General features: G+C 44.1%; 13 protein-coding genes. 6 read left to right on the forward strand and 7 right to left on the reverse strand.

Translation table 11 applies throughout. The features are described 5' to 3' along the window. The first annotated feature begins 132 nt into the window (after positions 1-132). Both FN831_RS25100 and FN831_RS25105 read left to right on the forward strand, forming a co-directional pair. The gene (locus tag FN831_RS25100) at positions 133-498 is read left to right on the forward strand and encodes a response regulator (RefSeq protein WP_142530968.1); all 366 of its coding nucleotides are present in this window, start codon (positions 133-135) and stop codon (positions 496-498) included. A gap of 79 nt (positions 499-577) precedes the next feature. Continuing rightward, positions 578-937: a response regulator transcription factor gene (locus FN831_RS25105; RefSeq protein WP_142530969.1), complete on the forward strand. Its 360-nt coding sequence runs from the start codon at positions 578-580 to the stop codon at positions 935-937. Positions 938-1,016: 79 nt separating this feature from the next. Here the strand turns inward: FN831_RS25105 and FN831_RS25110 are convergent, their stop codons facing one another. Next, on the reverse strand, positions 1,017-2,792 hold the full coding sequence (locus tag FN831_RS25110) for a DUF885 domain-containing protein (RefSeq protein WP_142530970.1): 1,776 nt from the start codon (positions 2,790-2,792) through the stop codon (positions 1,017-1,019). A 47-nt stretch (positions 2,793-2,839) separates the two neighbouring features. Next, a complete protein-coding gene (locus tag FN831_RS25115) occupies positions 2,840-3,700 on the reverse strand; it encodes a helix-turn-helix domain-containing protein (protein WP_142530971.1) in 861 nt (286 codons plus the stop codon). Between the two features lie 218 nt (positions 3,701-3,918). Here FN831_RS25115 and hxlB point away from each other — a divergent pair, with 218 nt between their 5' ends. The 3 genes from hxlB to FN831_RS25130 all read left to right on the forward strand — a co-directional run bounded on the left by hxlB (position 3,919) and on the right by FN831_RS25130 (position 5,837). Continuing rightward, complete coding sequence (gene hxlB / locus FN831_RS25120) at positions 3,919-4,503, forward strand: 6-phospho-3-hexuloisomerase (protein WP_142530972.1); 585 nt, start codon at positions 3,919-3,921, stop codon at positions 4,501-4,503. Positions 4,504-4,538: 35 nt separating this feature from the next. Next, positions 4,539-5,171: a 3-hexulose-6-phosphate synthase gene (gene hxlA, locus FN831_RS25125; RefSeq protein WP_142530973.1), complete on the forward strand. Its 633-nt coding sequence runs from the start codon at positions 4,539-4,541 to the stop codon at positions 5,169-5,171. Between the two features lie 294 nt (positions 5,172-5,465). Continuing rightward, positions 5,466-5,837: a response regulator transcription factor gene (locus tag FN831_RS25130; protein ID WP_142530974.1), complete on the forward strand. Its 372-nt coding sequence runs from the start codon at positions 5,466-5,468 to the stop codon at positions 5,835-5,837. A 92-nt stretch (positions 5,838-5,929) separates the two neighbouring features. Here the strand turns inward: FN831_RS25130 and lpxB are convergent, their stop codons facing one another. From lpxB to surE, 3 genes are read right to left on the reverse strand one after another with little or no spacing between them, the layout of a single operon-like run. Continuing rightward, positions 5,930-7,039, reverse strand: a complete 1,110-nt coding sequence (gene lpxB / locus FN831_RS25135; protein WP_142530975.1) for a lipid-A-disaccharide synthase — start codon at positions 7,037-7,039, stop codon at positions 5,930-5,932. Beyond that, the gene (locus FN831_RS25140; protein WP_142530976.1) at positions 7,036-7,305 is read right to left on the reverse strand and encodes a stationary phase survival protein SurE; all 270 of its coding nucleotides are present in this window, start codon (positions 7,303-7,305) and stop codon (positions 7,036-7,038) included. Before FN831_RS25140 ends, lpxB begins: the two co-directional genes overlap by 4 nt. Then, positions 7,298-8,077 carry a 5'/3'-nucleotidase SurE gene (surE, locus tag FN831_RS25145; RefSeq protein WP_142530977.1) on the reverse strand — a complete coding sequence of 260 codons (780 nt, stop codon included), beginning with the start codon at positions 8,075-8,077 and terminating at the stop codon, positions 7,298-7,300. Before surE ends, FN831_RS25140 begins: the two co-directional genes overlap by 8 nt. A gap of 296 nt (positions 8,078-8,373) precedes the next feature. Between surE and FN831_RS25150 the strand changes: the two genes are divergently transcribed. Then, entirely contained in the window at positions 8,374-11,307 is a 2,934-nt protein-coding gene (locus FN831_RS25150; protein WP_142530978.1) for a M16 family metallopeptidase, read from the forward strand. A 94-nt stretch (positions 11,308-11,401) separates the two neighbouring features. Here FN831_RS25150 and FN831_RS25155 read toward each other — a convergent pair whose 3' ends face one another. Together FN831_RS25155 and acs are read right to left on the reverse strand one after the other, a co-directional pair. Continuing rightward, positions 11,402-11,587, reverse strand: coding sequence for a CsbD family protein (locus FN831_RS25155; protein ID WP_142530979.1), 186 nt, complete (start codon positions 11,585-11,587; stop codon positions 11,402-11,404). A gap of 106 nt (positions 11,588-11,693) precedes the next feature. Next, on the reverse strand, positions 11,694-13,589 hold the full coding sequence (gene acs, locus FN831_RS25160) for an acetate--CoA ligase (RefSeq protein WP_142530980.1): 1,896 nt from the start codon (positions 13,587-13,589) through the stop codon (positions 11,694-11,696). Between the last annotated feature and the right edge of the window lie 249 nt (positions 13,590-13,838).

The raw sequence follows: 13,838 nt of genomic DNA on the forward strand, positions 1-13,838 counted from the left end.
TTTTATTAAAAAGGAGGGGTTGCCGCAAGGCAATCCCTCTTTTGTTTTTACGCTCAATTGGCCCTAAAGAAGAATAAACAAAACTATTTTTTCTTCTTTCCGTTGTCTTTCATGAACTGATAATCAAAAGAAATGAAGAAATACATACATGTAGTGGAGGACAATGAAGATATCAGGTATATCGTAGAATTTTTTCTAATGGATTTTGATTATGAAGTTCGGTTGTCTGCTAATGTAAAACAGTTCGCCGCCAGCCTCAAAGAGCCCCTTCCAGATCTCTACCTGGTTGATGTAATGCTCCCGGATGGCAATGGCCTGGAAATTTGCAGCCACATCAAAAACAACGAAGAGACCAAACACATACCCGTGATTATTATGTCTGCGCATTCAAACGAAGCTGAGATCAGAAGAGAATCACTGGCAGATGATTTTATCAGTAAGCCATTTGACCTCAACGATTTAGTTGCGAGTATTGAAAAACAGCTGCAGGCCACTTAGATAAGAGCAGGCACTAAACCCAACCATATGTACACTGATAGATGTTTAATAATTATTCAATAATACCTACATTTGAAACATGTCCAAATTGATACAGATCATAGAAGATGATGAAGCTATCCGTGATGTGATAGAGTATATTTTACAGCAGTCGGACTACGATGTCCATGTCGCTGCGAATGCCAAGGAATTCAAAATCAATTTACTAAACCTGTTGCCAGACCTGATCCTGATGGATGTAAGGTTACCAGATGGCAATGGTTTACAGTTGTGCCGTAAGCTCAAACAGAGTATTGAGACCAGGGACATACCGGTGATTATCATGTCGGCACATGCAACTGCCAGAGAAAGCAGTATTGAAGCACTTGCCGACGATTTTATTGCCAAGCCCTTTGATCTGAATGATCTGTTAAAGCTTTGTGAGAAACACCTGGCTTAAAAGGGTAAAACTGGAAAGCCCTCGAAATAGAAGTACCCAAAAGGTAGAGACTATTCAGGGGCTTTCCAATATAATTCTACTACTGCTTTCCTGCCCAGTTATCCATTTTGGATTCAAAGACACTCAGGGGCAGTGAGCCATCTTTAAGTACCTGCGTATGAAATTCTGCCAGGTTAAATTTGGCACCCAGCTTTTTCTCATACCTGTTTCTCAGTTCCCTGATCTTCATCGCACCTGTTTTATAACCTAGCGCCTGTCCGGGAATGGCCATATAACGTTCAATCTCTGCAGTGGCATACTGCTCACTGGCAGGCTCATTAGCCATCATATACTTAATTGCTTCTTCCCTGCTCATGTTTTTCGTGTGGATGGCAACATCTACCACCAGCCTGATTGCACGGTGCATCTCGTCACCCAGTGCGCCCATGTACTGATATGGATCAGTGTATAAGCCGAGCTCTTTTCCCAGCGATTCACAATACAATGCCCAACCTTCTACATAGGCATTATGCCCCCCAAATCGGCGGAACTTTGGCAAACTTGTATTTTCCTGGGTCAGTGAAATTTGATAATGGTGCCCCGGAATAGCCTCATGGAGAAACAACGATTCCATACCGGACGTGGTATTGAATGTCTTGGCATCCAGGATCGGTACATAAAAAATTCCCGGGCGCTTGCCATCCGCAGAACCCTGGTTATATTCTGCACTGGCCGATGCCGCACGGAAAGCCTCGGTCTGGCGGATTTCAAATGGCGTTTTTGGCGTTACATTGAACATCTTTTTCAGATTGGGCTCCATGCGTTTATGAATATCGTCGAACGCAGCAAGAACTTGTGCAGGGGTTTTATAGGGCATAAACCTGGGATCAGTTTTCATGTACTCAAAAAAAGCATTGAGATCGCCCTTAAAGCCTGTTTTATTTTTAATGCTGTCCATGATCGAGCGTATCCTCGCCACCTCTTTCAGTCCGGTCTGGTAAATCTCTTCGGGGGTCCTTGTGGTTGTAGTCTGCTGTTTAACAAGATAAGTATACATGTCTGTTCCGCCGGGCATTGACGAATAACCAGATGTAGTACGGGCTTTTGGAAGATATTCGTTTTGAAGGAATTCCCCAAGTTTTTTATAGGTGGGCACAATAACGTTTAGGATAGCGCTTTCATACTCGCCGGTGATTTTCTTTTTATCCGCAGCAGAAAATTCTTTTGGCAGCAAATTTACAGGGCCATAGAACAAGCTCTTTTTAGGATCCTTAACCACCATGCTGAGCAACTGCGGATACATTTTTACCACCAGGGCCTTCGGCAAAACCAGACCCGCAGCCATTCCCTTTCTGAAATTGGCGGTAGCAGTGTCAGCCCAAACTGAAAATGCGGTAACGCGTTTCAGCCAGTTGTCATAATCCTTTACGGTTTTAAAGGGCTGTGCCCCCGTGCCGGAACCAAGCTGACCGATGGTAAGCGGCAAGGCATAAAACTGGTTAAAAGGAAGGTATTCAAAATGATATTTCAGACCTTCCATGTTCATATCGAGCTGATCTTTCAATACATCATATGACAAGGCATCATTTTCATTAAGGGCTGTCCTGTCGTAATTTTTTAAACTGTCTGAATATTGCTGGCTGAATTTCTTCACCGTACTGATATAGGCCGCGGAACCATCATTGGGCAACTGGTCATTATAGCGGTTATCACCAATATAAGTGGCTCCCAGCGGATAGAGTTTAAGCGATCCTTCATAATACTGATCCAGCATTCTGGCAAATTGTGGGTTAGCCGCAACAGTTTCTGTCTTTTGTTTTTGATTGCAGGCCGAGAGTGCGCCGGCAGCAAAAAGGACGAGAGCAATTTTCTTCATTATTCTTAAATTTTATAATAAATCTAAAAAATAATCGCGAGGTATTGCTAATCCACCAGTGTATTTAATTTGGATTCGATATGGTTCCTGGCCTGCTTCTGAAAATCTTCGGGCGAAGAGCCTGTTTGCTTTTTAAAAAACCTGCTGAAATACGGGCGGTCGCTGAACCCCAGATCGTACGCTATCTCCTTTAATGTATTTTCACTGTGGATAATCTGGCGCTTTGCTTCGAGGATAATGCGGTCATGGATCAGCTGCATACCTGTCTTGTCAAGTTTCTCCTTCAATATCTGGTTGAGGCGTTTGGAACTGATTCCCAGCAACGAGGCATAAAAATCAGCGTTGCGCTCCTGCTGGTAGTTTTCTTCCAGCAGCATCATAAACTCATATACCCTTTTCTGATTTACATCCTGCGCTGTAAATACGTGTTCCTTGATTCTGATGAGCTTTAGCAGGAATACTTTAAGCAGGGCTTTCAGGATCAGGAAACTGCCCGACTGCACCAGATACTCTTCCTCCAGCAACAGATAAACCTTGTTCAGCTCTGCTGCGCTGGCAACGGCCAGGGGCAGACAGGAAAATTCACCCTGAATGTTAAACATCTTAAAAAGATCAAGGTAAAATTCTTTATCTTCTTCTTCGAGAAAATCGCGTTTGAAAGAAAGCAGTATCCCATTTTTACCGGCTTTATTCAGCTGATGCACACGGTAGGGCGGAATGAGATAGATCCAGTCTCCCCTGCCGGCTTCTTCCCCCTCCCTTACAGTATGCAGTGGCAGTTCATTCTGAAGCCAGACAATCTCAAAAAAATCTTTTCTGCCGGGATCATTCAGATAACTGGGAGGGCAATTTTCCAGGTTCCTGATATAGATCAATGATTTTTCCAGTGAGGGTGCTTCCGTATTCATTATCCAAAGATACTTTATCCCGTGAGCTTACATTGGACTATCCGGAAATTGAGGTGTACTTATTTCCAAAAGCCTTTTTATTATGGCATTAGGATGATTCGAAAAGGAAGATGTTTCCTGATAGTCCCACATAATGCGCATATAGTATAACGTGAAGGGCCCGGGGCAGAGCTACCTTTGGCGCAGCTGGAGCAAAGGCTATCATCATACAAACGAATATGAGTAAAACCATTCAACAGGAAAACGCCACAGGAATTAAGGAAAATCTGAGGATGATCCTGGAAGAGAACTTTAAACTGGCGGAGCAAATTGATTTTGAGCAGATTGCGCTTCTGATCCCCTATATTGAGAATGCCGACCGTATATTTTTGATCGGCGCGGGCCGCTCTGGCCTGGCTCTGCGCTCGGCTGCTATGCGGCTGATGCACTTTGGACTTACCGTATTTGTAGCTGGCGAAACCACAACTCCAGCAATCAGGGAGGGAGATCTCCTCATCGCTGCTTCGGGCTCAGGAACTACGAGTACAATTGTCAAAGCTGCAGAAAAAGCTGCTGCTACAGGGGCAGTCGTAGCCGCGATATCTACCACTAACACATCGCCACTGGCAACCTTGTCATCCCTGGTGCTGATCCTTCCTGCCGCGCAGAAACAGGATCATGGAAAAACAATCTCCGCGCAATATGCAGGTAGCTTATTTGAACAGGCTGTGCTCTTATTGACAGATGCCATTTTCCAGACACTATGGGCGGCCGACGGCACGCCTGCCGAAGAATTATGGAAAAGGCACGCAAATCTCGAATAACCATACAATTATTAACACATATAAAAACAATCATCATGGCAAAATTACAAGTCGCAATAGATTTATTAACAACGAAAGACGCATTAGAACTGGCTGCAAAAATTGCTCCTTATATTGATATTATTGAACTGGGCACTCCCCTGATCAAAAATGAAGGTATTGCAGTAGTGACTGCAATGAAAGCTGCACATCCGGATAAACTGGTATTTGCCGATTTAAAAACTATGGATGCAGGTGAGCTGGAAGCAGATATCGCTTTCAAAGCAGGAGCAGATTTAGTTACTGTACTTGGAGCTGCAGGTGATGCAACAATCGCGGGCGCAATCAAAGCAGGTAAAGCACATGGAAAAGGTGTTGTAGTGGACACGATCGGTGTAGCAGATCGCGTAAAACGCGCACAGGAAGTAACTGCCCTGGGAGCGGAGTTTGTTGAACTTCACGCAGGTTTGGATGAGCAATGGACTGAAGGATATTCTATTCAGGTATTGATCGACGAAGCAGCGCGTGCTGGTGTACCGGTTTCGATCGCAGGTGGTGTTAACATCAGTAATGTTGCTGATGTAATTAAAGCAGGTGCAATCGTTGCAGTTGCCGGAGCAGCAATTTATGGAGCAGAAGACCCTGCTGCTGCTGCAAAAGCTTTGCGCGAAGCAATTGACGCAGTATAAGCTTAGAATTTTATAAATACAGGGCTGGCAGAGAAATCTGACCAGCCTTTGTTTTGCTTTCTGCTTTCCGGAAATACGCTCTTGCAAAGATTATCCTTCGTGTAACCTGACAGTATCGCCGTTCATTTCAAGTCCGTACTGGAACAACCATTATATTTTGTGCGTTCCGGAAATGCCTTGTCGCAAAGAGCTAATCTTTCATCAATGTAACATCGCAGTATCGTCATTCATTTTAAGCCTGTATTGGAACAATGTTTGATAGCAATTTAGCTTTGGAAAAATATAGGATCAAATATGACTAAGCGGATACACGTACTTGAAGATGATGGCGACATCAGGTATATTATCGAATATTTATTGAAAAATGAAGGATATGAACTGCAGCTTTCTTCATCTGTGAGTGAACTAAAAAGTAAACTCAGGGATGCACTGCCCGACCTGTTCATTATCGATGTGATGCTGCCGGATGGAAATGGCATTGAGATCTGTGACGACCTGAAAAGTGATATGTTTACCAAACATATTCCGGTGATCGTGATGTCTGCAAATCCGAGAAGCAAACAGATGAGTTCACAGGTATGCGCAGACGATTACATCAGTAAACCATTTGATCTGGAAGATGTACTGACCCGGATCAATAACCTGCTCCTGAAAAAGTCGGCCTGATCAGCTTTGGTTTGACCGCCAGTCGGGACCTCTAGCAATCTGATAAACATCTGCCCGGCGGAATACCTGTTCTGATCATACCTTTGCGATCATCAGGACTTTCTCAGGTATTTAGTAATGAGCCTGGCCGTTCTGCCAGAGGCACCGGGATCCCCCATAATTTTAGCTAAATCCATATAGCTTTCCAACATATCCGCTCGTTCGGGCCCATTGAGCAAGCTTTTAAGTTCTGCAGTGACGTTTTCAGTATTGCAGTCATTCTGAATCAGTTCAGTAACCACTTTTTTATCCATGATCAGGTTCACAAGTGAAATAAATCTGATTTTCACCAGCATCCTGGCAATTGCAATTGAAATTGCCCCCCCTTTGTAAACCACTACCTGCGGAACTTTAAACAACGCCGTTTCTAAAGTGGCTGTTCCCGAGGCAACAACAGCAGCTTTTGCCACCTGCAGCAAATCATAGGTTTGCCCGAATACAAGCTTCACATTTTCAGCGCCGTTGAACTGCTCGTAATAAGCAGGCTGGAAACTGGGCGCTGCGGCCACCACAAATTGCTGATCCGGAAAATTACTGATCACGCTAAGCATTACCGGGAGTAATCTTTCGATCTCCTGTTTACGGCTTCCCGGGAGCAGTGCAATAATCTCCGTGTTGTTCAGCCCATTCCTGCTGAGGAAACTGGCATCCGGCACAAATGCCGACTTCTCATCAAGCAAAGGATTACCTACATAGTCTACCTTCATCCCCCATTGCTGATAAAAATCAACCTCAAAAGGCAGGATGCAAAACATCTTGTCGACAACCTTTTTAATTTTTAATACCCGCTTCTGGTTCCATGCCCATACTTTTGGGGATATATAATAACACACCTTAATATGGTGCTCCTTTGCAAAAGCAGCAATTTTGAGATTGAAGCCAGGAAAGTCAATGAGTACCAGTACATCAGGAGCATATGCTTTGATATCTTCCTTGCAGGTTTTCATATTCCTGAGGATAGTCTGAAGATTCAGGACAACTTCGGTAAAGCCCATGAAGGCCATATCGGCATAGTGCTTTACCAGCTTACCACCTTCGGCCTCCATTTTGTCACCGCCAAAGTATCTGAAATCCGCCCCAGCATCCTCTTCTTTCAGCGCCTTCATCAGGTTGGCGCCGTGCAGATCGCCTGATGCCTCACCGGCTACAAGATAATACTTCATGACTGCGATATTTTATAGAAAAAGAAAAGAAAGCCCCAGATAAATGTGGCACTCAGAATTCCTCTTCCCGTGTTTTCTTTATTGATTTTGAAAAAATATTTGAGCAGCAGGGCATTCACTGCAATGCAGCCGATCAGCAGCAGGTCTGCCTTTGCCAGCATCGCCACGCGGTGCATAACAAACCATACAATGGAAATCAGCAGGCCAGGTACAACAAGGCCGATCCCAAAGCCGGCCCATACGCTATTGCGGATGCGGTTAATCATTAAATGTCCATGAGTTTAGCAAAGGGATCGCATGGTGCGCGGTAAGATCAAACTGTACAGGCACAACGGAAACATAACCGTGGTCAAGGGCCCATACATCGGTATCTTCTCCCTTATCATTATTCTGGAACACACCCGTTAACCAGTAATAAGGACGGCCATAGGGATCCTGGCGCTCATCAAATTCTTCTGCCCATTTCGCATTCGCCTGACGGCAGATTTTAATCCCTTTGATTCCGTTTCCTTTAGGAAAGTTCACATTCAGCAATGTAGCCTGCGGCAAACCATTGTCCAGTACCTGCTGTGCAATGCTTTTTACATATTTGAGACAGTGACTGAAATCTGCTTCCTCAGCGTAATCATCCAGGGAGAACCCAATAGATGGAATACCCTCGATCGCCCCTTCTACGGCAGCAGACATCGTGCCCGAATAAATGACATTGATCGAGTTGTTTAGTCCGTGGTTAATACCAGATACACACAGATCGGGCTTTTTGCCCTTAAAGATTTTATTTACGGCAAGCTTGACGCAATCTACCGGCGTGCCTGAACATTTGTACATTTCTACCCCTTCATACAGATCTACCTTATTGAAACGCATTGGCTTCCCTATGGTGATCGCATGTCCCATGCCCGATTGAGGGCCATCGGGCGCAACAACAACTACATTTCCCAATTCTTTTACTGCTTCAATCAGATTTTTAATCCCCGGCGCAGTAATACCGTCATCATTTACTACTAAAATATTGGGTCTGGAATGCTGTTTCTTCATGAGGGTAAAAGTACAAGATTATAGTATAAAACTGTGATAATTTCATTTTCAAAAGTATATTTGAGTAAACTTGTTAAAGACTAACCCAACATCATCTATCAATTTCTGTAACTAAATGAACAATAGAACGTCATAGCCTAATAACCGTTCAATACCGGGCAAAAGCGTTCCTGATGAGGACAAAGAAAGACAAAAAATTAACTGACCAAAAATGAAACCTCATGAGCTTACCATTTATAAAAAAATGCGGTACCTCATGAAAGCTTCATCACAACTAAAAAACAAACTAACTGAAAATGAAAAAAAACTTATTAATGCTCCTGTGCCTCCTGATCTGCGGGACTGGCCTGATGGCACAAACCCTATACCAGTGGAAAACCGCCTCCTCCGCCGGATATACCTACAGGTACGTGACCAACGATCCTACAAAATCCCGCTTTTACACGCTGAAGAACGGATTAACAGTGATCCTCTCTGAGAACACGAAAGAACCAAACATCCAGTACAGAATGGCCGTAAGAGCCGGCAGCAATACCGACCCAAGGACTGCAACCGGACTTGCACATTACCTTGAACATCTTTTGTTCAAAGGAACCGATCGCTTTGGCACCATGGACTACGCTAAAGAGAAGCCGCTGCTGGATAAAGTATCAGCCTTGTATGAAAAGTACCACGCTACTACCGACCCTGCAAAACGCAAAGAAATCTACGCAGAAATAGATAAAACTTCCGGAGAAGCATCAAATTATTCTATTGCCAATGAGTATGATAAGATGATGAAATCTATTGGCGGACAGATTACAAACGCCCATACCTGGTATGAGGAAACGGTTTACGAAGAAGATTTCCCTTCCAATGCTACCGATAAATTCCTTGCCCTGCAGGCCGAGCGTTTCCGTGCACCGGTATTCAGGATTTTCCACACTGAGCTGGAAGCCGTATACGAAGAGAAAAACCGCGGACTGGACAATGACAGCTGGAAGATCAATGAGAAATTAAATGCGCTGCTCTATCCTACGCATAATTACGGACAACAAACTACCATCGGTACGGTAGAACATCTTAAAAACCCTTCACTGGTAGAAATCCGCAAGTTCTATGACAAATACTATGTACCGAACAATATGGCACTGGTACTGTCGGGCGATTTCAAACCGGACGAGATGATCAAAAAGGTTGATGCAGCTTTCTCTTTTATGCAATCCAAACCTGTGGCGGCCTATGCCCCGGCACCGGAAAAACCACTGATCAAAATCCAGACTGCCGATATTTATGGCCCAAGCGCCGAGGTAGTGCGGATTGGCTACAGGGGTTACGCAGAAAATACCAGACAGAGCATGTTGCTTGACCTGATTGGCAGTATCCTTTCAAATGATAAAGCAGGCCTGCTGGATATCAACCTGAATAAAAAACAAAGGGTATTGAGCTCTGGCGCGGGATATCAGCAGATGAAAGACTATGGTACATTTATCTTACTGGCACAGCCTAAACAGGGACAAACGCTTGAAGAAGCGAAAGCGCTGCTGCTTGGCCAGATCGCCCTGCTCAAAAAGGGAGCGTTTGATGAAAGCCTGATCAAAGCTACTGTAGCAAACAGCAAACTGGCCCTGTTACAGTCTTTCGATAAAAACGATTTCCGCGCTGAAACGATCACGAATGAGTTTATCATGAACCGCGCAACCAAATGGGACAAATCTTTGGGCAATCCTGACGCTATGGCTAAGGTGACCAAGAAAGAGGTTGTGGACTTTGCCAACCAGTTTTTCAAAGATAACTACGTGGTAATCCTGAAACACAAGGGTGAAGATAAAACCATACAGAAAGTGGAGAAACCGGCAATCACTGCGGTTAAAACAAATACCAATGAAACGTCAGATTTCACTAAAAACCTGCTAGCGGCAACATCAAAACCAATAGAGGCACGTTTCCTGGATTACAGCAAAGACCTTAACTTTGGTAAGGCCGGCATTGCCGATGTGGTAGCTGTCCAAAATAAGGAAAACAGTATTTTTACCCTGAGCTACCGTTTTGATATGGGCACCTGGAACAATAAGATGACTCCTTTTGCGGCCAAATATCTGACATATCTGAGCACTGATAAATATACTGCTGAGGAGATTAGCAAGCAGTTTTATAACATCGCCTGCAATTACTCTTTCAATGTGACCAATGATGTAACTACGATCACCATCAGCGGCCTGCAGGAGAATTTTGACCAGGCGGTAAACCTTGTAGAACATGTATTTGCAAACTGCAAGGCCAATGAAAATGCCTTAACTGAACTAAAAAGCAGCATCCTTAAATCAAGGGAAAACACGAAACTGAATAAGGCGGCAATTCTTTCAGGCCTGATGAGCTACGCCCAGTACGGGCCGCAGAACCCTACAAACTTTGCGCTGACCAATGACGAGGTGAAACAAATGACCTCTGCGCAGCTGCTGGACATCATCCATCACCTGAAAAACTACAAACACAGCATCAATTATTACGGACCTGAAACGCTTGACGTATTTACCAAAAACATTGAAAAGGTACATACCCTGCCTTCAGCATTTACTGAACCCGCAGCGGCACAAAAATTCAGCTATACCAACAGCACAGACAACCAGGTATACTTTGCCAACTACGATATGGTACAATCTGAAATCCGCTGGGTAAGGAACAACGGCAAGTATGATCCGTCACAAGCTGCAAAAATCTCGTTATTCAACAGTTATTTTGGTGGTGGAATGGGATCAATTGTATTCCAGACGATCCGCGAATCCAAAGCCCTGGCGTACTCAACCTTTGCTTACTACGCCACTCCTGATAAAAACACGAAGGATTATTCAATGGTGGCCTATGTAGGGAGCCAGGCTGATAAAATGCCGGATGCCGTGGCTGCAATGAATGAGTTGCTGAATGTGATGCCTGAATCGGATAAAAACTTTGAATCTTCAAAATACAGTGCGCTCAATGCCATTGAAACTTCGAGAGTCACAAAAGACGATATCATCACGCATTACTATGCCGACAAGAGATTGGGCCTTGATCACGATTCCAGGATCGATGAATACAATGGCCTGAAGCCTTTAACCTTTGCAGACATCAAAACCTTTCATCAAAGCAACGTGGCCAATAAGCCATACAGTTATTGTATCGTTGCCTCTGATAAAAAGGTAAAAGCTGAAGATATGCAAAAGTTTGGTAAGCTGAATACGCTGACTTTAGAGCAAATATTTGGATACTAATCTCAGATCAAAAAAAAATGGTATATGAAAAATCATATACCATTTTTTTTTGCTTGCCGGAATCAATTGATATGATTCGGACTTCTTTTATCCATTATAAAGATTTCAGCCAATCAATGACCTCATCGCGTGTCTTACCTGTTTTCTGCTGAATCCTTCCATAAAGCTCATCATCTTTCCCTTCTTCATGTTTCAGGTCATCATCAGTAAGATCGCCATAAGCCTGTTTCACTTTACCTTTTAATTCGTTCCACTTTCCTTTTAATTCTAACTTATCCATGGTAGTATGTTTTTAGTTTACTATTGAACTACACTAACAACACCTGGGACAAGTATTTGTTTTATGGCAGAGCCTGCATAAACACAGGCTCAGGAACTTTGTGGGTTTACAGCTTTTTAGCAGCCTCAATGATCTCCTCTACTACAGCAGGATCAAGCAAGGTGCTTGTATCACCAAGATTGGAAGTTTCACCTTCAGCGATCTTTCTCAAAATCCTGCGCATGATCTTACCGGAGCGCGTTTTCGGCAGACCGGTAACGAATAAAATCTTGTCAGGTTTAGCTATTGCACCAATCACACGGGTTACCGTTTGCAGGATATCCTTTTTGGTGAGGTCAGACTCATTATGCAGTTTAGGATAGATGACAAAAGCAAAGATACCCTGGCCCTTGATCTCATGGGGATAACCCACAACCGCGCTTTCTACTACACCGGCATGCATATTAATCGCATTTTCTACCTCTGCGGTACCAATTCTGTGTCCTGATACATTGATCACATCATCCACCCTTCCGGTGATCTTGTAATAGCCGTCCTCATCCCTCATACAACCGTCACCTGTAAAATACAGATCAGGATAAGTAGAGAAATAGGTTTGCTTGCAGCGCTCATGATCACCATAGGTAGTGCGCAGCATACCCGGCCATGGGAACTTGATACAGAGGTTACCGTTTACACCATTGCCTTCAATCTCATTTCCCTGCTCATCTACCAGGATCGGCTGTATGCCCGGCAGAGGCAAAGTAGCGCAGGCCGGTTTCAGCGGTGTCACAAAGGCAATAGGCGAAATCATCAGTCCACCGGTTTCCGTTTGCCACCAGGTATCCACAATCGGGCAGTTCTTGTGCCCTACCTCTTCATCAAACCAGTGCCATGCCTCTTCATTGATGGGCTCACCAACAGATCCCAGTACGCGCAGGCTGCTCAGGTCTATTTCGTTTAAAGGTTCAGTACCATAGCTCATCAGCGAGCGGATAGCCGTAGGTGCAGTATATAAAATATTTACTTTGTGTTTTTCTATCACTTCCCATAACCTTGATGGTGTAGGGTGCGTAGGCACACCTTCAAACATCAGCGTAGTTGCTCCCTGCGAAAGCGGGCCGTATACAATGTAGGAGTGACCGGTGATCCAGCCGATATCTGCAGTACAGAAGAAAACTTCATCCGGCTGGTAGTTGAAGGCATTGCTAAACGTATAACCTGCATATACCATATAACCGCCAACGGTGTGTACCACACCTTTGGGCTTGCCGGTAGAACCAGAAGTATATAGGATAAAGAGCATATCCTCGGCATCCATTTCTTCCGCCGGACAATCTGTATCCACCTGTTTGATCTCATCTTCGAACCAGAGGTCGCGCCCTTTCAGCATCGACACGGGTGTGCGGGTATGGGTAAGTACGATCACCTTCTCCACTGTAGGGCATCCGATCAGTGCATCATCGATCACCTCTTTCAGCTGGATCTGTTTGCTGCCACGGAAAGATCCGTCAGCAGTAATTACCAGTTTACAGGCAGAATCATTGATCCTGTCAGCAATTGATTTAGCGGAAAAACCACCAAAGATCACCGAATGCACGGCACCGATACGTGCACAGGCCAGTACGGCCACGGCAAGTTCAGGTACCATCGGCATATAGATACAGATCCGGTCACCTTTTACGACGCCGTTTTTTTTCAGGACGTTTGCAAAACGGCAAACCTGTTCGTGCAGCACTTTATAAGTAAGGGTAATACTTGATTTTTCAGGGTCGTTAGACTCCCAGATAATGGCAGGCTTATCCCCGTTCTTCGCCAGATGGCGGTCCAGGCAGTTTTCAGTAATGTTCAACTTTGCGCCCTCAAACCATTTGATATTTGGTTCAGAGAAATTCCAGGACAAAACTTTATCCCATTTCTTTCTCCAGAGGAAGTTTTCAGCTATTCCGGCCCAGAATTTTTCGGGCCATTCCACGCTAAACCTATACGTTTCTTCGTATTCGGCAAAAGATTTGATTTGCATAAAATGATTATTTGGTTGTGCTAGTTATGATTTGGTTGTGCAATTATTCGTGTGCTAAAACTATTATTCGTGTACGTGTACAATTATTAGTGTGCTATATTACTCAAATATAATTTATTCGAAAGGTATATAAATATTTATTAATGGAAATTTTACCTGATCAGAGGCTTCGCTGTATGGTGTAGCCTGCTCAGAATAAGCAGCAACGTTTATTTACAGGAATTTGTATACCTTTATAGCCGGAGAGCG

It is taken from the genome of Pedobacter westerhofensis (assembly GCF_900182595.1).
In the GTDB taxonomy this organism is placed as follows: domain Bacteria; phylum Bacteroidota; class Bacteroidia; order Sphingobacteriales; family Sphingobacteriaceae; genus Pedobacter; species Pedobacter westerhofensis.

What these genes read in the sequence shown, in the direction of transcription:
- FN831_RS25100 (WP_142530968.1), top strand. Translation starts at nt 133, where the DNA reads ATGAAGAAATACATACATGTAGTGGAGGACAATGAAGATATCAGGTAT.
- FN831_RS25105 (WP_142530969.1), top strand. Translation starts at nt 578, where the DNA reads ATGTCCAAATTGATACAGATCATAGAAGATGATGAAGCTATCCGTGAT.
- FN831_RS25110 (WP_142530970.1), bottom strand. Translation starts at nt 2,792, where the DNA reads ATGAAGAAAATTGCTCTCGTCCTTTTTGCTGCCGGCGCACTCTCGGCC.
- FN831_RS25115 (WP_142530971.1), bottom strand. Translation starts at nt 3,700, where the DNA reads ATGAATACGGAAGCACCCTCACTGGAAAAATCATTGATCTATATCAGG.
- hxlB (WP_142530972.1), top strand. Translation starts at nt 3,919, where the DNA reads ATGAGTAAAACCATTCAACAGGAAAACGCCACAGGAATTAAGGAAAAT.
- hxlA (WP_142530973.1), top strand. Translation starts at nt 4,539, where the DNA reads ATGGCAAAATTACAAGTCGCAATAGATTTATTAACAACGAAAGACGCA.
- FN831_RS25130 (WP_142530974.1), top strand. Translation starts at nt 5,466, where the DNA reads ATGACTAAGCGGATACACGTACTTGAAGATGATGGCGACATCAGGTAT.
- lpxB (WP_142530975.1), bottom strand. Translation starts at nt 7,039, where the DNA reads ATGAAGTATTATCTTGTAGCCGGTGAGGCATCAGGCGATCTGCACGGC.
- FN831_RS25140 (WP_142530976.1), bottom strand. Translation starts at nt 7,305, where the DNA reads ATGATTAACCGCATCCGCAATAGCGTATGGGCCGGCTTTGGGATCGGC.
- surE (WP_142530977.1), bottom strand. Translation starts at nt 8,077, where the DNA reads ATGAAGAAACAGCATTCCAGACCCAATATTTTAGTAGTAAATGATGAC.
- FN831_RS25150 (WP_142530978.1), top strand. Translation starts at nt 8,374, where the DNA reads ATGAAAAAAAACTTATTAATGCTCCTGTGCCTCCTGATCTGCGGGACT.
- FN831_RS25155 (WP_142530979.1), bottom strand. Translation starts at nt 11,587, where the DNA reads ATGGATAAGTTAGAATTAAAAGGAAAGTGGAACGAATTAAAAGGTAAA.
- acs (WP_142530980.1), bottom strand. Translation starts at nt 13,589, where the DNA reads ATGCAAATCAAATCTTTTGCCGAATACGAAGAAACGTATAGGTTTAGC.